This window comes from Streptomyces sp. NPDC002536, assembly GCF_053594995.1.
In genome coordinates this window covers 138,274-158,062 of record NZ_JBSFWU010000003.1, presented here as the reverse complement: position 1 = coordinate 158,062, position 19,789 = coordinate 138,274, and the positions used below count along the sequence as shown (strand labels likewise).

Genomic DNA, 19,789 nt, shown 5'->3' with positions numbered 1-19,789 from the left:
TTAGCCCGTCGGGGGATCCATCTCGTTGACAGCCTCACATCGCCTCCATACGGTCATTTCGACGGCGCCGATCAGTCGGATGCCCACCCCGTGAAAGGGCATACATGACCCAGGCTCCACCGGTGACCTTCTCGACGGTCCGTGAGAACTGCTTCGGTCCGTCGGCGGAGATACGGTCACTGCGGCAGAAGGAGCCCGTCACGCGCATGGCATTCGCCGACGGCCGCCTCGGCTGGCTCGTCACCGGATATTCCGCCGCGCGCGCGGTGTTATCCGATTCCCGCTTCAGCGCCCGCGGAGAACTCGGGCACCCGCCCGTGCCGCGCGCCGCGACCCTGGAGGAGCACCCGCGCTGCCGCACGCTCCTCACCGGACAGTTCACCGCCCGCCGGATGCGGCAGCTGACCGAGTGGACCGAGCGGATCACCCGCGAACACCTCGACGCCATGGAGACCATGGGCTCCCCGGCCGACCTCGTCGAGCACTTCGCCCTCCCCGTCCCCTCGCTCGTCATCGCCGAACTCCTCGGCGTGCCCCGTGCCGACCGGGAGAAGTTCCAGCACGACGCCCGGCTGTGGAGCAGCTTCGGCCGGTCCACCGAGGAGGTCACCGCGGCCTTCGTCTCCCTCGGCGCCTACCTGCTCCGGCTGGTGCGGCTCAAGCGCGCGGAGCCGGCCGACGACCTCCTCAGCGGCCTGATCGCCGCCGACCCCGCGCTCACCGACGAGGAACTCGCCTCGATCGCCTTCCTGTTACTGGTCGCCGGCCACGGGACCACCGCCCACCAGCTCGCCCTCGGCGCCTTCCTGCTGCTCGAACACCCCGACCAGCTGGCCGCCCTGCGCGCCGGCCCCTCCCTGGCGGAGCGCGCGGTGGAGGAGATGCTGCGCTACCTCAGCATCGTCCACCACGGCCCCACCCGGGCCGCCCTGGAGGACGCCGAGATCGAGGGCACCCTCGTCAAGGAGGGCGAGGTCGTCGTGGTCTCGCTCAGCGCCGCCAACCGCGACCCCGCACGCTTCGAGCGGGCCGAGACCCTGGACGTCTCCCGCGAGGACACCGGACACCTCGCCTTCGGCCACGGCATCCACCAGTGCCTCGGCCGGCAACTGGCCCGCATCGAACTGCGCGTCGGCCTCACCGCGCTCCTCGAACGCTTCCCGCAACTGCGCCTGGCCTGCCCCGCGGAGGAGATCCCCCTCCGCCACGACATGCAGGTCTACGGCGTCGACCGGTTGCCGGTCGCCTGGTGACCGTCCCCGTCACCCCCCGGACCACCCTTCCCCCCACCCCCGAAGTACCGTCTCGGAAAGGTCAGGTAGACCCCGCGTGACTGCACAACAGCACTTGTCCCGTCGCCGCATGCTCGGCATGGCCGCCTTCGGCGCCGCCGCCCTCGCCGGGGGCACCACCATCGCCACCCCGCGCGCGGCCGCCGCCGCCCGGTCCGCGGCCGACGACGGCGGATTCGTCCCCGCCGTCGTCATCGGCACCGGCTACGGCGCGGCCGTCTCCGCCCTGCGCCTCGGCGAGGCGGGCGTGCAGACGGTGATGCTCGAGATGGGCCAGCTGTGGAACCAGCCCGGCCCCGACGGCAACATCTTCTGCGGCATGCTCAACCCGGACAAGCGCTCCAGCTGGTTCAAGAACCGCACCGAGGCCCCGCTCGGCAGCTTCCTCTGGCTCGACGTGGTCAACCGGAACATCGACCCCTACGCCGGTGTCCTGGACCGCGTGAACTACGACCAGATGTCGGTCTACGTGGGACGCGGCGTCGGCGGCGGCTCGCTCGTCAACGGCGGCATGGCCGTGGAGCCCAAGCGCTCCTACTTCGAGGAGATCCTCCCGCGGGTCGACTCCTCCGAGATGTACGACCGCTACTTCCCCCGCGCCAACTCCATGCTCCGCGTCAACCACATCGACACCAAGTGGTTCGAGGACACCGAGTGGTACAAGTTCGCCCGCGTCTCGCGCGAGCAGGCGGGCAAGGCCGGGCTGGGCACCGTCTTCGTCCCCAACGTCTACGACTTCGGCTACATGCAGCGCGAGGCCGCCGGCGAGGTGCCCAAGTCCGCCCTGGCCACCGAGGTCATCTACGGCAACAACCACGGCAAGCAGAGCCTGGACAAGACCTACCTGGCCGCCGCCCTCGGCACCGGCAAGGTCACCATCCAGACCCTGCACCAGGTCAAGCAGATCCGTCAGCAGAAGGACGGCAGCTACGTGCTGACCGTCGAGCAGAAGGACACCGACGGCAAGCTGCTGGCCACCAAGCAGATCTCCTGCCGCTACCTGTTCCTGGGCGCCGGCAGCCTCGGCTCCACCGAACTGCTGGTGCGCGCCCGCGAGACCGGCACCCTGCCGAACCTCAACTCCGAGGTGGGCGCGGGCTGGGGCCCCAACGGCAACATCATGACCGCCCGGGCCAACCACATGTGGAACCCCACCGGCGCCCACCAGTCCTCGATCCCCGCCCTCGGCATCGACGCCTGGGACAACAGCGACTCCTCCGTCTTCGCGGAGATCGCCCCCATGCCGGCCGGCCTGGAGACGTGGGTCAGCCTCTACCTCGCGATCACCAAGAACCCCCAGCGCGGCACCTTCGTCTACGACGCCGCGTCGGACCGCGCGAAGCTCAACTGGACCCGTGAGCAGAACGCTCCCGCGGTCAACGCCGCCAAGGCGCTGTTCGACAAGATCAACAAGGCGAACACGACGATCTACCGGTACGACCTCTTCGGCACCCAGCTGAAGGCCTTCGCCGACGACTTCTGCTACCACCCGCTCGGCGGCTGCGTCCTGGGCAAGGCGACGGACGACTACGGCCGCGTCGCAGGCTACAAGAACCTCTACGTGACGGACGGTTCGCTGATTCCGGGTTCCGTCGGGGTCAACCCGTTCGTGACCATCACGGCGCTGGCCGAACGGAACGTCGAGCGCATCATCAAGCAGGACGTCACGGCGTCGTAATTCCCGTCGACAGGCCAGGAATGCCGGGGGGTTTCCCCGGCATTCCTGCATGCCCACCGCACCATCCCGGAAGGAACGCCCCCATACCGTGAATGCCGACGACAACAGCCTGTGGATCCGCCGGTACCACCCGCGCCCGGACGCTGCCGTCCGGCTGGTCTGCCTCCCGCACGCGGGCGGTTCCGCGAGCTTCTACTTCCCCGTCTCGCGGTCGATGCCGGACTTCGCCGACGTGCTGTGCGTGCAGTACCCCGGCCGCCAGGACCGCCGCACCGAGCCGCTGATCGACAACATCCCCGACCTCGCCGACAAGGTCTTCGAGGCCCTGCTGCCCTGGACGGACCGGCCGCTGGCTCTGTTCGGCCACAGCATGGGCGCCATACTCGCCTTCGAGGTCGCCCGGCGCCTGGAGCGCGAGAAGGGCATCGTCGCGGCCGCCCTCATCGCCTCCGGCCGCCGCGCCCCGTCCACGCACCGCAACGAGACGGTGCACCTGCGCGACGACGAAGGCCTCATCGACGAGGTGAAGGAACTCAGCGGCACCGACACCCAACTGCTGGGCGACGAGGAGGTGCTGCGCATGATCCTGCCGTCCATCCGCGCCGACTACCGCGCCATCGAGACCTACGCGTACGAGCCGGGGGAGCCGCTGCGGTGCCCCGTGCTCGGCCTGGTCGGCGACGCCGACCCGAAGGCGACGGTGGAGGAGGCCGCAGCCTGGGAACAGCACACCGAGGGCCCGTTCTCCCTGCAGGTCTTCCCCGGCGGGCACTTCTACCTCGCGCAGCACCAGGCGGAGGTCATCAAGGCGATGGCAGACGTGTTGCGGTAGGTGTGACGCCCACCCCGCGCCCCAAAGGGGCGCGGGGAACTGCGCGACAAGCCCAGGACGGCCCGCAGCTTACGACGTCTGCAAGTCCCCCAACGTCTTCCCGTTGAAGTCGACCCAGTCACCGAACGCCGCGGCCCCGGGGGCACGCCCCCGAACGCTGCTGAGCGTCCCGTCCATGCCGAGTGCAACGGCAACGCTGCGCCCCTTGGCATCCTGCGCGAACCCGACGGTCCCGAGATGCGGGACACCCGCGTCCTGCCAGGGGCCCGGGCGCCCGGAACCGGCCGACAGCCGGACCAGCCCCTTGCCGTCGCGGGCGGCGAGCACGGTCGTGCGGCCCGCCTGCTCCAGCGCCACCCGGCCGTAGCCGCCGATCGCCTGGCACTGCGCGGTCACCCGCCAACTGCCGTTCTCCGGGCGGTCGGCGACGACCACGCGGGCGGTGGACGGCTCGCGCGAGGCCATCCGCACACCCCCGCCCGGCAGCACGGCCAGGGTCAGCGGGCCGGTGGTGGCGGGCAGCCGGGTGGGCCCGGCGAGCCGCAGCGGCCCCCCGGACTCGTCGGACATCCAGTGCAGAACGGTCCTGGTGTCGGCGGCGACGAGATGGACGCGGCCCTTGGCGTCGAGCACCGCGTCGAGACCGTCCTCGACCTTCACGGGGGTGTCGTCCGTCTGCTGGTCGACCTGCTCCCAGTCGCTCCAGTCCCGGCCGTCCGCACCCCGGCGGGTGCTGACGCCGCCCGCGTAGTCCTTGACGAAGACGTGGACCGTGCCGTCCTTGGCCGCCACCGCGACGGGGTAGCCGACCTCCATCGACCGCTCGGGGTCGTCCTCGGGGGAGCCGAGGGACTCCCATGCACCGAAGGCCGGGGTGCGGCCGGGGGAGACCGGGCCGGTCTGCCGGGAGGTGACGATCTCCCGGTGGTGCGGGGTGTCCTGCGCCGGCAGCACCGTCCGCACCGAGAACAGCTGCAGCGTGCCGTCGGAGTGGCGCAGCACCTGCACCTGGCCCTCCAGCATCGAGCCGTCGACCCGGGCGGGCCGGGACCAGATGCCGCTGCCGGCCCGGGTCTCGGTCCAGCACTGCGCCTGCCCGTCCAGCAGGGCGAAGGCGGCGAGCCGGCCGTCGGGGAGCGGCTGCACCCAGCGCTGGGTGCCGGTCGCCCGGTGGCGCAGGTTGTCCGACCAGCGGGTGTCCTTCGAGCGGTTGCCGACCTTGCGGTCGCCGCAGCCTGCCGGGTCGCCGCAGTCCTTGCCGTCCGCCCAGCCGTAGATGTCGAGGGCCTCGAGCTTGTGCTTGATCGTCGCCCGGTCGAGGTTGCTGGGCAGCAGGGAGACCTCGTAGCCCACGTAACTCTCCACGGCCGTGGGCCGGGAGTGCCGGCGTCCCCAGTACTGCGCCAGGGCGGCCTGGGCGAAGTAGGCGGAGGTCGTGTGGTCCTGGTGGTCGTAGTGGGATATGCCCTGCAGGGCCTGCGGCACACCGGGGGGCAGGGTGGCGTGCGGCTGCTGCGCCCGGTGAGTGGGGTTGGGGTCCAGGGTGCGCACGACCGTGGGCTGGTAGCGCTCGAAGACGGCGGTGAGCGTGTCGACGACCTGCTGGCGGGTGTAGAGGTAGGGGCGGGTGACCGGGCTCGCGGTCGGCACGAGCGTCGTCAGCTTCGGGGTGGCCCCCAGCCACAGGCCGCGCAGGCTGTCCTTGCGCGGTGCCTTGATGAACCGCGCCTCGATCAGCTCCAGGAAGATCAGCTGGACCTGCGGTGCGGCCTTGAGGGTGTGCAACTCGGCCTGGAAGCCCGGCAGGAGGGTGGTCGCCTCCACGGTCCACGGGCTGAGCCAGTCGCCGGTGGCCATGTGGGCGGTGGCCTCGCGGAGTCCGTTGATGCGGGCGCGGACGAAGTCGGCGCGCTTCTCCGGGAGCCGGGCGTAACCGGGGCTGTGGGACAGGGCGTTGCGGCCGTCGGACTCGCCGCCCGTCATGCAGACGGTCACCGTCGGCGCCCCGCTGGTGACGGCCTGCTCCAGCTCCGGGTTCATGAAGTACAGGGAGTCGTCCGCGTGCGCGATGACGTGCACGAAGGACTCCGTCGTCGCGGCCTTGGCGGGGCGTGCCGACACCTCGTCCGTGCGGTGCGGCTTTCCGCTCCCGGGCGCCAGCCACTGCCAGAAGCCCACCCCGCCCGCCCCGAGGACGAGTCCTCCGCCGGTCACCTGCAGAACGCGTCGGCGCGCTATTCCCCCCGGCACAGGTGTCTCTCCCATCTCCTGCGCCAATTGAGCGCGGTAGTGCAATAAAAATGGACAATTGGCTCTAATCAGGTACCAATTGCCCGGCGGACCATGCAGTCGATCCTATGATCCGCACCCTCCGGTTTTCCGACTGTTGTGTAACAGCCGTGCGTCGGCGAGACATAGATTCCGAGGCGATCATGCGACGGGGCCCGGACACACACCGCCGGTGTCCGGGTCCCGTCGCACCGTGATCAGGCCGCCGGCCGCCGGTCGTTGAGAATGCGCTGGAAGAGGACGTGGTCCCGCCACTCCCCGTCGATGTGCAGGTACTGCCGTGCGTGGCCGATGAGTTCGAACCCGCACTTGGCCAGCACGCGCTGCGAGGCCGCATTGGCCGTCACCGTGCCGGCCTCGATCCGGTGCAGCCCCAGCCGCTCGTCCGCCGCCCGGCACACCGCCGTCACCGCCGCCGTCGCCAGCCCCCGGCCCGCGTGGCCGGCGGCGATCCAGTAGCCGAGGTTGCAGCTGTGCCAGGCGCCCTGGACGATGTTGTTCAGGTTGACCACCCCGACGATGCCGTCCTGTTCGTCGGTCACCACCCACGGCGCGACCCGCCCGGCACCGCGCATCGCCAGCAGCTCGCCCACCCGGGCGGCCTGGCCCTCCTCGGTGAAGAACGCCTCGTCCCGGCGCGGTTCCCACGGCCGCAGGTGGTCGCGGTTGCGGGTGTAGGCGAGGGCCAGGGCCCCGGCGTCCTCGGCCGCGAGCGGGCGCAGCAGGACGCCGGGGGCCAGGGGGCAGGGCGCGATGTCGTACGCGTCAGTGATCATCCGCCCACCGTAGAGCGGCCGTCAGTCGAGCTCCTGCGGGGGCTTGTCCTTTCCGGGTACGTCGTTGGGCCCGAGAATGCGCGCATCCCCCGGGTAGGGGCGGCGCCAGCCGGTGGACTCGTACCAGTCGATCCTGTTCAACTGCGCCGGATTGACCTGGTCGAGCTGCGGCCGGTTGCCCCCGGTGGACTGCTGCGCGCTCCACAGCTCCCACTGCCGTGCGACGGCCGCCATGCCGTGCGGGACGTCGAGCGGCTCCGCCGACGGGGCCGCCGCCTGCGCCTTCTTGAGCCCGTGGTCCAGCGGCACCTGATTGGGCAGCGCGCTGAACGGGGCCGTGTCGGGACGGGAGGTGAAGGCGTCGGCCATCGGCTCGGCGGCCCGGTCCAGCTGGTTCATCGGCGGGACGCCCAGGATCTGCTCGATCGTCCGGACCACGTTGAGCTGCGAGTAGTACGTGCTCACCACGGCCCCGCGGCGGGCGTAGGGACTGGCGATCCACACCGGCGCCCGGTGCCCGTCGACGTGGTCGACGCCGTCCTGCGAGTCGTCCTCGACGACGAACACCGCCGAGGACTTCCAGAACCGGCTGTGCGAGAGCGCGTCCACGAGCCGCCCGACCGCGAGGTCGTTGTCGGCCACCATGGCGGTCGGGTACGGGTCCTTGCCGCTGCTGCCCGCCGTGTGGTCCTGGGGCAGCGTCATCAGCGTCAGGTTCGGCAGCTTCCCGCTCTTCTCGGCCTGCCGGAAGTGCTGCAGCCACACGTCGACGCGGTACTGGTCGGGGATGTCGGTGTCGAAGGTCGGGAAGTCCGGCCGGTTGACCGCTGTCAGCGAGGGGATGTCGGAGGTGCTGGGGTACTTCCCGGTCGGCACCGGCAGTTGCCCGCTCTCCTTGCCCTCCAGGATGCGCGAGGTCTTGTACCAGTCGGACCAGGACGGCACCGCGCCGGTCGTCGGCAGTTGGAGGTTGACGTACTCGCCGTAGTTCTCCACCGAGCGCCCCGCCCGCCGCGCGGCGTCCCACAGGAAGCCGTTGCGCTGGTACGCGAGCGCGTCCGCGCCCTGGGAGGGGTAGCTGCGGTAGAAGGCGCCGAACTCCTTCTCGATGTAGTCGTTGGCATCGGCCTGCGTCAGCCAGTTGTGGCCGTCGGCCGACAGCGTCCCCTCGTCGTAGAAGTTGTCGAACAGCCCGAACCGCTCGGCCAGCGCATGGTGGTTGGGCGTGACGCGCCTGCCGAACTGGGCGAGCGAGGGATCGCCGTCACCCTTGCCCATGTCGCCGAGCACCTGGTCGTAGGTCCGGTTCTCCTTGACGATCAGGAAGACGTGGTCGATCGTCGACCGCTCCCCGAGGCGGGCCGGCACCGGCACGGGCGGGGCCTTGCGGTCGGGGCCGCTGCCGCGCGCCAGCAGCTTCTCCCAGTCGTTGTCGGCGAACACCTGGTGGGTGAGCCTGCCGAGCTGTGCCGGGGTGGGCGGGGCGAAGGCGGTCAGGGTGCCGGTGTCGTCGTAGGTGTTGTGCCCGGTCGCGGGCTCGGTGTCGGGGCCGTCGTGGACGGTGGAGGCGGGGCCGCGCGAGCCGATGCCCCGGGCGTTGGTGACGACGACCTTGCGCACGGCCTTGTCGTACTGGACGGTGACCGGATACCAGTCGGTGGGGATCAGCCCCTCGTAGTGGACGGGCGAACGCGGCCCGTCCCAGCGGTACTGGGCCAGCGCGTTGTCCCGGCCGAGGGAGACCAGAACGTGGTGCGCGTCCGGCATCGTCAGCCCGTTGGGGTGGCTGCCGACCGTGGAGCCGGGCAGCGGGTTGGTGTTGAACGTCTGGGTGACGCGCTGCCTGACGGTGTCGACGACCGAGACGGAGTCGTCGTTGCTGTTGGCCACGAGCAGCGAACTGCCGTTCAGATACAGGGCAGTGGGCTGCAGGCCCACCTTCACCGTCGCCGTCTCCTTCTCCGCGGCGAGGTCGACGACGGAGACGGTGCCGGTGCTCGCGGCGCCCGTCGTGCGGTCGGCGACGAGCGGGGTTCCGTCGGAGAGATTGGTGAAGTCCTGTGCCGTGGCGGGGCGTCCGCCCTCGTTGGAGACGAAGGCCTTGCCGCCGGAGAGGACGACCTGCCGGGGCGCATTGCCGACTTTGATCTCCTTCACCAGTTTGTTCGTCCCGGTGTCGACGACCCCCAGGGTGTTGCTCCCGTTGAGGGCGGCGTAGAGCCGGGAGCCGTCGGGGGAGAGGGCCATGCCGCCCGGCAGGGCACTGCCGTGCGCGCCGGTGAGCTTGACGACCACCGGCTTCGAGACCGTGCCGTCGCGGCCGACGGTGAACCGCACCACGTCACCGGCCTGCGGGAACCACAGGGTGCGGCCGTCGGGCGAATACAGCGGCGCGTCGGTGCCGGCGGAGCCGTCGCCGAACCGCTGGTCCTTGCCCTGCCCGGTGCCCGTCTGCTGGACGACCTTGCCGGTGCGGGCGTCGAAGACGGTGAGGAAACCGGTGAAGCTCTTCCAGGTGACGGCGGCGATACGGGCGCCGTCCGGGCTGACGGTGCTCGACAACAGCCGCCCGTCGTCGATGCGGTGGCGAACGCCGAAGGGGGTGATGCGCTGATTGGAGGGGAGCAGCATGCCCTTGGCGGTCTCGGTGCCGGCCTTGTCCTTGCCGAAGCCGCCGCTGATACCGACGGCGGTGGCGGCGGCCGTGGTGGCGAAGGCGGTGGCGACGGCGAGGGCGGCGACGGTGGTGCCTCTGTGTCTGGCACGGGCCGCGCCCCGTAAGGGGCGCGGGGAACTGCGCGACCAGCCAAAGACGGCCCGCAGACGAAGAACTGCACTTCCAGCGGAGCGCTCAGTCATGGCGAAAACCGTACGGCGGCAACGTAGTTGACGGAAGTTAACGGAAGACGTCGAAACACCCGTCAAACGCATACAGCGGATTGGTACGCCGTTCGCCGTCGGCACCGACAACCCGCTGCTGTCCCACCAGCCCCGCCGGTCCCTGCGCCACGAAGCAGCCGTTCGGCTTGACCTCCACCTCATAGCTGATCGGCTTGGTGATGCCGCCCCCGGAGGGCCACCGCACCACGCACACCCAGTCGTCGCCCGCACCGCGGTCCGCCGTGTCCGGCCCGCCCTTCTTGCAGCGGGCCCAGGCGTCGGGGGTGACCCCGTTGTGCTCGCCGTGCAGCACGGTCTGCTGCCGGACGTAGAGATTGCGGAACTCCGGCCCGACGGCGGCCTCCAGCCGGGCCGCGGTGACGTCGCCGTCACCGCAGCCGGCGGCCGTCAGGGCCAGGGCCGCCACGGCGGCCGCGGCCGCCCCGGTCCGTGCACGCCTGCTGCCCACCGCTCACCCCTTGCCGAAGTCGCGCCGCCGGAACAGGACATACGCGGCCGCCAGGCACGCCAGGGCGTAACCGGCGCTCACCGCGCACCCCTCCACCAGCGGCCCGTGGTACGGACGCGCCGTCGCCAGCCCGTGCCAGGCGTCGAACGGCGTGGTCAGCAGGGCGTGCCGGACCGCGTCCACCCCGTTGACGTACGAGGACAGCTGCATCAGCAGCCCCACGACCACCGGCCCCAGGATCCCGGCGGCGCTGTGCCGGGCCGCCACCGAGAACAGCACCCCCAGGGCGGTGAACCCCAGCACCGGGGGCAGGGCCGTCAGCCACGCCCACACCGCCAGCTCCGCGGCCCGGCCCGAGGCCAGTTGCGAGCCGTCCAGCACCACCAGCGGCTGATGCCCGATCAGCAGCACCCCGGCCGCGAGCGAGGCCGCTCCCGCCAGTGCCACGACGACCAGCGCGAAGACCGCCGCCGCCAGCACCTTGCCGCCGAAGACCGCAGCGCGCGACCGGGACCGGGTCAGGATCGTCTTCCATGTGCCGTGATGGTCTTCGGACGCGAAGATGTCGCCCGCGACCAGGCAGGTCAGCAGCGGAAACGCCCACTGTCCGGCGAAGCCGAGCACCACCAGCGGTACCGCGTACCCCGAGTCGTGCACCCACCGCCCGAAGAGCGTGTCCGAGGGAACCGCCGACTGCGACCGCAGGGCCAGCACGAAGGCGAACGGGGCGAGCAGGCACACCGCGAGCACCGCGCGCACCCGCCACTGGGCGACGAGCTTCTCCAGCTCCCACAGGCCCACGGTTCTCATGCGTCCTCCGCGGGCACGTCTTCGGGGAGCGTGTCTTCAGGGAGCACGGCCTCGGTGAGCCGGAAGAACAGCGACTCCAGCGGGGTGGCCTCCAGCCGCAGCGCGCGCACCGCGACCCCGGCCCGTCCCAGCGCCACCGCGAAGGCGTCGAGGGCCGGTTGCTCCGCGTGCACCGTCAGCCCGCCCTCCGGGTGCGGCCCCACCCGTACCCCCGGCAGTCCGCCGGCCAGGGTGAGCGCCTCGGCGTCGTCGCTCGTGCGCAGCCGGTGCGAGGGGTCGGGGGCCCGGCCGCGCAGCTCCTCCACGGTGCCCGAGTACACCACCCGGCCCGAGCGCATGATGGTCACGGTGTCGCACAACTCCTCGGCCTCGGCCATGTGATGGCTGCTGAGCAGCACCGTCCGCCCGTCCCCGGCGAGTTCGCCGACGAGCGCGCGCATGTCGCGGATGCCCGCGGGGTCGAGCCCGTCCGCCGGCTCGTCCAGCACCAGCAGCTGCGGCGCGCGCAGCAGTGCCGCCGCGATGCCCAGCCGCTGCCGCATGCCGTGCGAATAGCCCCCGGCCTTCTCCCCGCGGCGCCGGTCGAGTCCGACCCGCTGCAGGGCGCCGTCGATCCGGTCCGCCGCACCGCCGCCGTCCAGGTCGGCGAGGAGCGCGAGGTTCCGCTCGCCGCTGAGATAGGGGTAGAAGCGCGGGCTCTCCACGAACCCGGCCACGCCCTCGCAGACCCGCAGCGTCCCCGCGTCCGGGCGGACCAGGCCGAGGAGCATGCGCAGGAACGTGGTCTTCCCCGCGCCGTTGGGCCCCAGCAGACCGTGCACCCCGCCCGCGGGCACGACCAGGTCGATCCCGTCGGCCGCCACGACGTCCCCGTACTTCTTGGTCAGACCTCGCGCCTCGACCGCCGTCACCTCCGGCACCTCCTTCGCGCAGGGAGCATCCTCCTGCTGCGCCACGGGCGCAACACCGCCTGTCCGGGGACCGGACCGTGTTCAACTGCCGAGAGTTCTTCGCGAAAATCTCTTTGCGAAGAACTCTTCGCAATCTAGGCTCCCGCCCATGACCACCGAACACCCGCCGCACGGCGCCCCGTTGCGCCCGGACCCCGCAACGGACGTCGTCCTGGACGCCAAGGGCCTGCGCGCCCTCGCGCACCCCGTGCGCGTCCAGCTCGTCAGCCTCCTCCGCACCCACGGCCCCTCCACCGCCACCCGCCTCGCGGAGCGCCTCGGCGTCGGCTCCGGCGTCACCAGCTACCACCTCCGCCAGCTCGGCGCAGCCGGCTTCGTCGAGGAGGACTCGGAGCGCGGCAACGCCCGCGAGCGCTGGTGGAAGGCGGCCCACCGGGCCACCTGGTTCAGCGACAAGGAGCTGATGGACCAGGAGCCCGAGGCCACCGCCGCCTACCTCGGCTCCATCGCCACCCTCCACGCGCTGCGCACCCAACTCGCCCTCAGCCAGATGCCGTTCATGCCCCGGCCGTGGCGCCACACCCTCGGCCTGGGCGACCACCGCCTGTTCCTCACCCCGGAGGAGACCGAGCGCCTCAAGACGGAGTTGCGCGAGGTGATATCCCGCTACCGCACCGAGGCGCCGGAGGACAGCGACTCCGCGGAACAGGTCCTGCTGGTGACGCACTTCCTCCCCGAGCCCAGGGCGCTCGACGAGGACCCGTCATGACGGTCGCCGAACGCCGGGCCGCGCCCCCGGCGCCCGGGCGGCTCCGCAGAATCCGTCCGCTGGCCGGCGTGCTCGCCGCCATGACCGTGTCCCTCACCGGCACGCGCGTCTCGGCCATCGCCATCCCCTGGTTCGTCCTGGTCACCACCGGCAGCGCCACGAGCACGGGCCTGGTGGCCTGCTGCGAGCTGGCGCCCTATGTGGTGGTCAAGACGCTCGTCGGCCCGCTGGTCGACCGCGTCGGACCGCGCCGGGTCTCCTGGGCCGCGGACTCGCTGAGCGCGGTCGCCGCCCTGCTCGTCCCGCTCTGCCACGCCCTGGGCGTGCTCCCTCTCTGGCTGCTGCTGGTCCTGGTCGCCCTCGTCGGATCGGTGCGCGGGCCCGGCGACCTGGCCAAGGACGTCATGGTCCCGGAGGCGGCCGAACGCGCGGGCATTCCGCTGGAGCACGCCACCGGGTGCGCCGGGGTCATCGAGCAGCTCGCCGCCACGGTCGGCCCGGCCGTCGGCGGCGCGCTCGTCGCCCTGGCCGGCCCGCTCGGCGCGCTGTTCGTCAACGCGGCCTGTTTCGGCCTCGGTTCGCTGATCGTCGCCTGCTCGCTGCCGCGCGGCATGGGGCGCAAGGCGCCGGACGCGGAGGAGCGCGACGGCTACGGGCAGCAGCTGCGCCAGGGCTACGCCTTCCTGCGGGGCGAGCCCCTGCTGCTGACCATCGCCGTGGTCGTCGGCTGCACCAACATGCTGAACGCGGCCTTCTCCCAGGTGTTCATGCCCGTCTGGGCGCGGGAATCCGGGCACGGGCCGGCCGCGATCGGGCTCAACAACAGCATGTTCGGAGCCGCGGCGGTCTGCGGAAGTCTCATTGCGGCGGCGGTGGCCCATCGGTTGCGGCGCCGCCTGGTGTTCTTCGCCGGTTACGTGCTCTCGGGTCCGACGATGTTCGTCATCCTCTTCTCCGGAATGCCGTTGTGGGCGGTGGCGGCGCTCCTGGCGGTGGCGGGGTTCGGCGCGGGATTCCTCAATCCGATCCTGGGGGCGATCTCCTACGAGCGGGTGCCGCGGCCGATGCTGGGCCGCGTCAGGGCGCTGAGCGGCGGACTGGCCTGGGCGGGCATCCCGTTCGGGGGTCTGCTCGCGGGCGGGGCCGTCGCGGCCGTCGGACTCGGACCGGCTCTGCTCGCGGGCGCCGGTCTCTATTTCCTCACGATCTGTGTCGGCGGACTGCGCCCTGAATGGCGGGAGATGGACGAATAAGGGGGTGCGGAGGCCGACGCCCCACAATTGTTGATCTTGATTGTGTGGCAGAACCGATTTGTATGATCGATGCGGTCTCCTATTGGATCAGCCGCGTGAGCAATTACCAGCAGCCTCCGCAGAACCCCTACGGCTACGGTCCCCCGCAGCCTCCTCAGTACCCCCAGGCCCCGCCGCCCGGCATGCCGCCGATGGGCGGCGGCTACCCGATGGGTTACCCCACGCAGGGCCCGCCCGAGCAGGCCCTCGCCGGCCAGGGGACCCGGCTGGGTGCGCGTCTCCTCGACGGCCTCATCATCATGGTGCCGCTGATCGTCGTCGGCGTGATCAACGCGATGGTGGCGTCGTCCAACAAGAGCGCGGGCATCGTCACCGCCCTCGTCTTCTTCGCCGCCCTGATCGCGGCCCTCGTGTTCTACGAGCCCTACATGAACTCCAAGTACGGGGCCACCTTCGGCAAGCGCATCTGCGGCGTGCGCGTCGCCCGGCTCTCCGACGGGCAGAACCTCTCCTTCGGTGCTGCCCTGGGACGTGTGCTCATCACCTACGTCCTGGGCTTCCTGCCGTTCGGCGGTCTGCTGAACGTCCTGTGGTGCACCTGGGACAAGCCCTACCGCCAGTGCCTGCACGACAAGGTCGTCAGCAGTGTCGTGGTGAAGGCCTGACGCCGGGGTCCACCCCTCAGAGGCGCCGCTCCACCAGGAACGCGGAGAGCTCCCCGAGCTCGGCGACCGCACCCGGTGCGAGCGGCGCACTCTCCAGGCACCGGCGCGCCGCCGCCACCGCGCGGTGCGCCTCCGCCAGCACCGCCTCCCGGCCCCCGGCCTCCTCCACCAGCCGTGCTGCGCCCGCCGCTTCGGCGGCCGGCAGCGGGCCCCCGCCGAGGAGCCCGGCGAGCCGGTGACCCGCCTCCGTCCCCGAGGCCAGCGCCGTGAGCACCGGGAGCGTCTTCTTCCCCCGCAACAGGTCGCTGTGGACGGGCTTCCCGGTCACCTGCGGATCGCCCCAGATGCCCAGCAGGTCGTCCACGGCCTGGAAGGCCGCCCCCAACTGCCGTCCCGCCTCCGCCAAGGCCTCCGCCCGGCCCGGTGCGGCTCCCGCCAGCACGGGGCCGAGGGACAGGGCGCAGCTCAGCAACGACCCCGTCTTGCGCACCGCCATGTCCCGGTACTCGGCGGCGCCCACCGCCTCCGGGCCCGTCCACGGCCGGGTCTCGAAGAGCAGGTCGTCGGCCTGGCCGTGCACCAACTCGCCCAGTGCCCCGGACAGTTCGCGCACCGCTGCGGCGGTGTGCGCGCCCCCGGCCCCGGCCAGCGTCTCGACGGCGAGGGCGTACAGCGCGTCCCCGGCCAGCACCGCGGGGCCCGTGCCGAAGGCCTTCCACACGCTCTCGCGGTGCCGGCGCCGCTCGTCGCCGTCCATGATGTCGTCGTGCACCAGCGAGAACGCATGCACCAGTTCGACCGCGACCGCCGCCGTGACGCCGTCGGACGCGGGCGCGCCCACCGCCTCGGCGCCCAGCACCGCGAGGGCCTGCCGGACGCCCTTGCCGCCGCTGCCGCCGGCGGACGGGGCGCCGTCCGCGTCGCACCAGCCGAACGCGTAGCCGGCCATCTGCTGCGGCCAGGGGTGCAGCCGTGCCACGGCCGCGCGCAGGGCGGGTCCGACCGCGTCCCTGCTGCGGACCAGGGCCGGGGGAGGGGTGTGCGGGAGGGTGAAGACGGACGTCATCTCAGGCCGCCGTCCTCGAACCGGCGGCCACGAGCCCCAGCTCGGCGCGCGCCTTGTCGACCATCTCCCGTGCGTGCTGCAGCCCGAACCCGCCGAGCGTGCGCGAGAGTTCGTCGAGCTCGGCCGCGGTCTCCGCGCCGTCCCGGCCCAGCCGGGCGCGGGACTTGACCAGGCCGAGCCGGGAGAGGGCCTCGCCCCGCGGCTCGCCCATGGCCCGGAACTCCTCCAGCGCGCCGCTGTAGCAGTCGCGTGCCTCGTCGTAACGACCGGCCCGGAAGAGCACGTTGCCGCGCATCTTGTGGTTGTAGGCCAGCGCACTGGCCAGCCGCATCTCCCGGCAGGTGCGCTCGGCGCGGGAGAGCAGCTCCAGCGCCCGCTCCGTCTCGCCGCGCAGGGACACCACGTCGGCTATGCCCCGCAGGGCCCAGGCGTGGCCACGGGCGTCGTCGGCCTGCTCCGCTATGACGGCCGACTCCTCGAACATCGCCAGGGCGGTGTCGTACGAGCCGGTGTTGCGGTGCATCTGCGCGATGCCCTCCAGCGCCCACACGGTGTGCCGGGCCTCGCCGCGCCGCCGGGCCTCGGCGAGCAGCTTCTCGTGCAGTTCGCCGACGGCTCGGTAGTCGCCCTGGATGCGGCCGGTCTCGGCGAGCCCGGCCAGCGAGTAGCCGCGGGCCACGATGTCCCCGCCGCGCTCGGCCAGTTCGGCGGCCAGGGCCAGCAGGCGCCGGGCGAGGGCGAGGGCGCCCCGCTGCCGGGCCAGCGTGCCGCCGCTCCACACCGCCCACGCCATGGCGCCCTCGTCCCCGGCCCGGCGTGCCGCCCGGTAGCTCTCCCGCCAGGCGTCCTCGGCCTCCGCCACCCGGCCGAGCCGCCGGCTGGACTCGGCCACGGCGAGTCCGGCGTGCGCCGACTCCAGGGCGCTGCCGTCCCGTTCGGCCCGGGCCCGTTGCTCCAGCGCCTTCTCCAGGACCTCCTCCAGCGAGGAGTTGACCGAGAGCTCGCCCAGAGCGCCGCGGTATTCGGGAGCGAATGCCTTGCCGTACATGCAGTGCCTCTCTTCGTGACCGTTGATCACGAAGCTATGGCCAGGGATGCGGGCGGGGCATCCCTCTCCGAGGTCGTCCGCCGTACCTCTCGGGACGGGTGCGGGAGCGGCATGTCATACGCGAGATGTACGGGTGATGGCCGGAATGTCATGGCCGAAACTGGTGCACGGCAATCCGTAGCCGCGGAACAGCGCCTTCCGGCAAGATGATCAACCTATGGCCGTCTATGGCCATAAACCATCAAGTTCCCATCAACTTCGTTTAAAAAGGAAGCATCTTGGTCCGCAACCGACTCCGCCGTCCTGGCCGTCCCGCGCTCCGCGTGACGGCTTCGGCCGTGGTCCTCGCCGTGCTGCCCGCAGCCCCCGCGTTCGCCGACGGTTCCGCCACCCCGCACCTCGACTCCATCGAGCAGACGCTGCGTCAGGTCTCGCCCGGTCTCGAGGGCACCGTGTGGGAGCGCACCGAGGGCAACAAGCTGGACGGCTCCGACGCGGACCCCGCGAGCTGGCTGCTGCAGACCCCCGACTGCTGGGGCGACGCGTCGTGCGCCGACCGGCCGGGCACGAAGAGGCTGCTCGCCAAGATGACGGAGAACATCTCCAAGGCGAAGCGCACGGTGGACATCTCCACCCTCGCGCCCTTCCCCGACGGCGCCTTCCAGGACGCCATAGCCGCCGGCCTCAAGGCCTCGGTCGAGGCCGGGAACAAGCCCAAGGTCCGTGTGATGGTCGGCGCCGCCCCGGTCTACCACCTCAACGTGCTGCCCTCGTCCTACCGGGACGACCTCAAGAAGCGGCTCGGCAAGGCCTACGACAGCATCGAGCTGAACGTCGCCTCGATGACGACCTCGAAGACCGGCTTCTCCTGGAACCACTCCAAACTCCTCGTGACCGACGGGGAGTCGGTGATCGCCGGCGGCATCAACGGCTGGAAGGACGACTACATCGACACCGCCCACCCGGTGTCCGACGTCGACCTCGCCCTGAGCGGCCCCGGTGCCGCCTCGGCCGGCCGCTATCTGGACACGCTCTGGACGTGGACGTGCCAGAACAAGAGCAACGTGGCCAGCGTCTGGTTCGTGGGGTCCAACAGCGGCTGCATGCCCACCATGGAGAAGGACGCCAACCCCGCCGCCCCCAAGCCGGCCGGCAACGTCCCCGTGATCGCCGTCGGCGGCCTGGGCGTCGGCATCAAGGACAAGGACGCCTCCTCGGCGTTCAGCCCCGACCTGCCCACCGCCTCGGACACCAAGTGCGTCGTCGGCGTGCACGACAGCACCAACGCCGACCGCGACTACGACACGGTCAACCCCGAGGAGAGCGCCCTGCGCGCCCTGGTGGCCAGCGCGACCGACCACGTCGAGATCTCGCAGCAGGACCTCAACTCCACCTGCCCGCCCATCGCCCGCTACGACATCCGCCTCTACGACGCCATCGCCGCCAAGATGGCCGCCGGCGTGAAGGTGCGGATCGTCCTCAGCGACCCCGCCAACCGCGGCGCGGTCGGCAGCGGCGGCTACTCGCAGATCAAGTCCCTCAGCGAGGTCAGCGACACCCTGCGCAACCGCCTCGCCCTCGTCACCGGGAGCCAGGACAAGGCCAAGGCGGCCATGTGCTCCACCCTCCAGCTCGGCACGTTCCGCAGCTCCGACAGCGCCAACTGGGCCGACGGCAAGGCCTATCGCCTGCACCACAAGCTGGTCTCCGTGGACGGCTCCGCCTTCTACGTCGGGTCCAAGAACCTCTACCCGTCGTGGCTGCAGGACTACGGCTACATCGTCGAGAACCAGGACGCAGCCAAGCAGCTGCAGACCAAGCTGCTCGACCCGGAGTGGACGTACGCCAAGGCGACGGCCACCTTCGACCACGAGCGCGGCGTCTGTCAGGGCTGAACCCCGCCGCGCAGCACCGCAGATGCCCGTACCGCGAGGTGCGGGCATCTCCGCGTTCAGACGATCGTCTTTCACTCTTTAGTGGCCGCAATTTCTCCCTGACCGGCACCGGGTGCAACCATGCCGTCCCTCAACCCATGCCACGGCAACTCATGCCACTGCACGAGGAATTCGGGAGAACCAATGGAACGACGTGGGGGAAGTGCGGTCCGCCGCTGGGGAGCGGCGCTGACCGCGTCGACGGCGGTCGTCGCCGTCGCCCTCCCGACGGCCACCGCCGGGGCCGCGGAAGGCCCGGCGGGGATCGACGCCAAGGGCGCGTACCTGCTGGACAGCAAGGCCGGACAACTGTGGGGCAAGGAGGCCGACACCGAGCGGCCGATGGCCAGCACCACCAAGATCATGACCGCGGTCGTGGTCCTCGACGACCACGCAGGGGAGCTGGACCGGCAGGTCACCATCCAGCAGTCCTACCGCGACTACGTCGCCCGCACCCAGGCGAGCACGGCCGACCTGCGCACCGGTGACAAGCTCACCGTGCGGCAACTGCTCTACGGCCTGATGCTGCCCTCCGGCTGCGACGCCGCCTACGCCCTCGCCGACACCTTCGGCACCGGCGACACCGAGGCGGAGCGCACCGAGTCGTTCATCGCCCGGATGAACGAGAAGGCGGGCGAACTGGGCCTGCACCACACCCGGTTCGACTCGTTCGACGGCAACTCCTCGCACGGCGGCAACGTCGCCTCTCCGCGCGACCTGGCCGTGCTCTCCCGGCACGCGCTCGGCAACCGGACCTTCACCGAGGTCGTGAAGTCCGTGCGCAGCGAGCAGAGGGCGAAGAACGTCAACCGCCTCTACACCTGGTACAACACCAACAAGCTGCTCGGCTCCTACGACGGGGTGATCGGCGTCAAGACCGGCTCGACCCGCTCCGCGGGCCCCTGCCTGGTGTTCGCGGCGAAGCGCTCCGGCCGGGAGGTCGTCGGCGTCGTCCTGAACGACCGGACGAGCCGCTTCCCGGACGCCGCCAGGATGCTGGACTACGCCTTCCGCACCCGCACGGCACTGAAGCTGCGCCGGCTGCCCGCCTCGGCGCACGAGGACTGACGCGCACGGGAGACCGGCGGAGCCCGGCCCTCGCCCAGGAGGGCCGGGC

General features: G+C 71.5%; 16 protein-coding genes. 8 read left to right on the top strand and 8 right to left on the bottom strand.

Annotation, left to right across the window (positions count from 1 at the left end; translation table 11 throughout):
- The first annotated feature begins 104 nt into the window (after nt 1-104).
- The 3 genes from ACWD4B_RS02500 to ACWD4B_RS02490 all read left to right on the top strand — a co-directional run bounded on the left by ACWD4B_RS02500 (nt 105) and on the right by ACWD4B_RS02490 (nt 3,802).
- Nucleotides 105-1,253 (top strand): cytochrome P450, encoded by a 1,149-nt coding sequence (locus ACWD4B_RS02500; protein ID WP_451419013.1) that lies wholly within the window; start codon nt 105-107, stop codon nt 1,251-1,253.
- Between the two features lie 109 nt (nt 1,254-1,362).
- A complete protein-coding gene (locus ACWD4B_RS02495) occupies nt 1,363-2,970 on the top strand; it encodes a GMC oxidoreductase (RefSeq protein WP_451419022.1) in 1,608 nt (535 codons plus the stop codon).
- A 49-nt stretch (nt 2,971-3,019) separates the two neighbouring features.
- Complete coding sequence (locus ACWD4B_RS02490; protein ID WP_451419012.1) at nt 3,020-3,802, top strand: thioesterase II family protein; 783 nt, start codon at nt 3,020-3,022, stop codon at nt 3,800-3,802.
- Between the two features lie 69 nt (nt 3,803-3,871).
- Here the strand turns inward: ACWD4B_RS02490 and ACWD4B_RS02485 are convergent, their stop codons facing one another.
- From ACWD4B_RS02485 to ACWD4B_RS02460, 6 genes are all read right to left on the bottom strand, one after another.
- On the bottom strand, nt 3,872-6,016 hold the full coding sequence (locus ACWD4B_RS02485; protein WP_451419011.1) for a PIG-L family deacetylase: 2,145 nt from the start codon (nt 6,014-6,016) through the stop codon (nt 3,872-3,874).
- 272 nt (nt 6,017-6,288) lie between these two features.
- Complete coding sequence (locus tag ACWD4B_RS02480; protein WP_451419010.1) at nt 6,289-6,867, bottom strand: GNAT family N-acetyltransferase; 579 nt, start codon at nt 6,865-6,867, stop codon at nt 6,289-6,291.
- A gap of 21 nt (nt 6,868-6,888) precedes the next feature.
- Nucleotides 6,889-9,726: a bifunctional YncE family protein/alkaline phosphatase family protein gene (locus tag ACWD4B_RS02475; RefSeq protein WP_451419009.1), complete on the bottom strand. Its 2,838-nt coding sequence runs from the start codon at nt 9,724-9,726 to the stop codon at nt 6,889-6,891.
- 37 nt (nt 9,727-9,763) lie between these two features.
- Nucleotides 9,764-10,216, bottom strand: a complete 453-nt coding sequence (locus tag ACWD4B_RS02470; protein WP_451419008.1) for a hypothetical protein — start codon at nt 10,214-10,216, stop codon at nt 9,764-9,766.
- A gap of 3 nt (nt 10,217-10,219) precedes the next feature.
- Complete coding sequence (locus ACWD4B_RS02465; protein WP_451419007.1) at nt 10,220-11,026, bottom strand: ABC transporter permease; 807 nt, start codon at nt 11,024-11,026, stop codon at nt 10,220-10,222.
- A complete protein-coding gene (locus ACWD4B_RS02460) occupies nt 11,023-11,982 on the bottom strand; it encodes an ABC transporter ATP-binding protein (RefSeq protein WP_451419006.1) in 960 nt (319 codons plus the stop codon). Before ACWD4B_RS02460 ends, ACWD4B_RS02465 begins: the two co-directional genes overlap by 4 nt.
- 103 nt (nt 11,983-12,085) lie before the next feature.
- Here ACWD4B_RS02460 and ACWD4B_RS02455 point away from each other — a divergent pair, with 103 nt between their 5' ends.
- The 3 genes from ACWD4B_RS02455 to ACWD4B_RS02445 all read left to right on the top strand — a co-directional run bounded on the left by ACWD4B_RS02455 (nt 12,086) and on the right by ACWD4B_RS02445 (nt 14,624).
- On the top strand, nt 12,086-12,706 hold the full coding sequence (locus tag ACWD4B_RS02455) for a helix-turn-helix domain-containing protein (protein ID WP_451419005.1): 621 nt from the start codon (nt 12,086-12,088) through the stop codon (nt 12,704-12,706).
- A complete protein-coding gene (locus ACWD4B_RS02450; protein ID WP_451419004.1) occupies nt 12,703-13,959 on the top strand; it encodes an MFS transporter in 1,257 nt (418 codons plus the stop codon). Before ACWD4B_RS02455 ends, ACWD4B_RS02450 begins: the two co-directional genes overlap by 4 nt.
- 95 nt (nt 13,960-14,054) lie before the next feature.
- Nucleotides 14,055-14,624: an RDD family protein gene (locus tag ACWD4B_RS02445; protein ID WP_451419003.1), complete on the top strand. Its 570-nt coding sequence runs from the start codon at nt 14,055-14,057 to the stop codon at nt 14,622-14,624.
- A 16-nt stretch (nt 14,625-14,640) separates the two neighbouring features.
- On the opposite strand, the gene ACWD4B_RS02440 is transcribed toward ACWD4B_RS02445, so the two are convergent.
- The gene (locus ACWD4B_RS02440) at nt 14,641-15,690 is read right to left on the bottom strand and encodes a polyprenyl synthetase family protein (RefSeq protein WP_451419002.1); all 1,050 of its coding nucleotides are present in this window, start codon (nt 15,688-15,690) and stop codon (nt 14,641-14,643) included.
- A 1-nt stretch (nt 15,691) separates the two neighbouring features.
- Nucleotides 15,692-16,738, bottom strand: a complete 1,047-nt coding sequence (locus ACWD4B_RS02435; protein WP_451419001.1) for a tetratricopeptide repeat protein — start codon at nt 16,736-16,738, stop codon at nt 15,692-15,694.
- 278 nt (nt 16,739-17,016) lie between these two features.
- Between ACWD4B_RS02435 and ACWD4B_RS02430 the strand changes: the two genes are divergently transcribed.
- Together ACWD4B_RS02430 and ACWD4B_RS02425 are read left to right on the top strand one after the other, a co-directional pair.
- Entirely contained in the window at nt 17,017-18,633 is a 1,617-nt protein-coding gene (locus ACWD4B_RS02430) for a phospholipase D-like domain-containing protein (RefSeq protein ID WP_451419000.1), read from the top strand.
- Nucleotides 18,634-18,816: 183 nt separating this feature from the next.
- Nucleotides 18,817-19,740, top strand: a complete 924-nt coding sequence (locus tag ACWD4B_RS02425; RefSeq protein ID WP_451418999.1) for a D-alanyl-D-alanine carboxypeptidase family protein — start codon at nt 18,817-18,819, stop codon at nt 19,738-19,740.
- Nucleotides 19,741-19,789 lie beyond the last annotated feature (49 nt).

What these genes read in the sequence shown, in the direction of transcription:
- ACWD4B_RS02425 (WP_451418999.1), top strand. Translation starts at nt 18,817, where the DNA reads ATGGAACGACGTGGGGGAAGTGCGGTCCGCCGCTGGGGAGCGGCGCTG.
- ACWD4B_RS02465 (WP_451419007.1), bottom strand. Translation starts at nt 11,026, where the DNA reads ATGAGAACCGTGGGCCTGTGGGAGCTGGAGAAGCTCGTCGCCCAGTGG.
- ACWD4B_RS02490 (WP_451419012.1), top strand. Translation starts at nt 3,020, where the DNA reads ATGCCCACCGCACCATCCCGGAAGGAACGCCCCCATACCGTGAATGCC.
- ACWD4B_RS02440 (WP_451419002.1), bottom strand. Translation starts at nt 15,690, where the DNA reads ATGACGTCCGTCTTCACCCTCCCGCACACCCCTCCCCCGGCCCTGGTC.
- ACWD4B_RS02455 (WP_451419005.1), top strand. Translation starts at nt 12,086, where the DNA reads ATGACCACCGAACACCCGCCGCACGGCGCCCCGTTGCGCCCGGACCCC.
- ACWD4B_RS02500 (WP_451419013.1), top strand. Translation starts at nt 105, where the DNA reads ATGACCCAGGCTCCACCGGTGACCTTCTCGACGGTCCGTGAGAACTGC.
- ACWD4B_RS02495 (WP_451419022.1), top strand. Translation starts at nt 1,363, where the DNA reads ATGCTCGGCATGGCCGCCTTCGGCGCCGCCGCCCTCGCCGGGGGCACC.
- ACWD4B_RS02450 (WP_451419004.1), top strand. Translation starts at nt 12,703, where the DNA reads ATGACGGTCGCCGAACGCCGGGCCGCGCCCCCGGCGCCCGGGCGGCTC.
- ACWD4B_RS02480 (WP_451419010.1), bottom strand. Translation starts at nt 6,867, where the DNA reads ATGATCACTGACGCGTACGACATCGCGCCCTGCCCCCTGGCCCCCGGC.
- ACWD4B_RS02475 (WP_451419009.1), bottom strand. Translation starts at nt 9,726, where the DNA reads ATGACTGAGCGCTCCGCTGGAAGTGCAGTTCTTCGTCTGCGGGCCGTC.
- ACWD4B_RS02435 (WP_451419001.1), bottom strand. Translation starts at nt 16,738, where the DNA reads ATGTACGGCAAGGCATTCGCTCCCGAATACCGCGGCGCTCTGGGCGAG.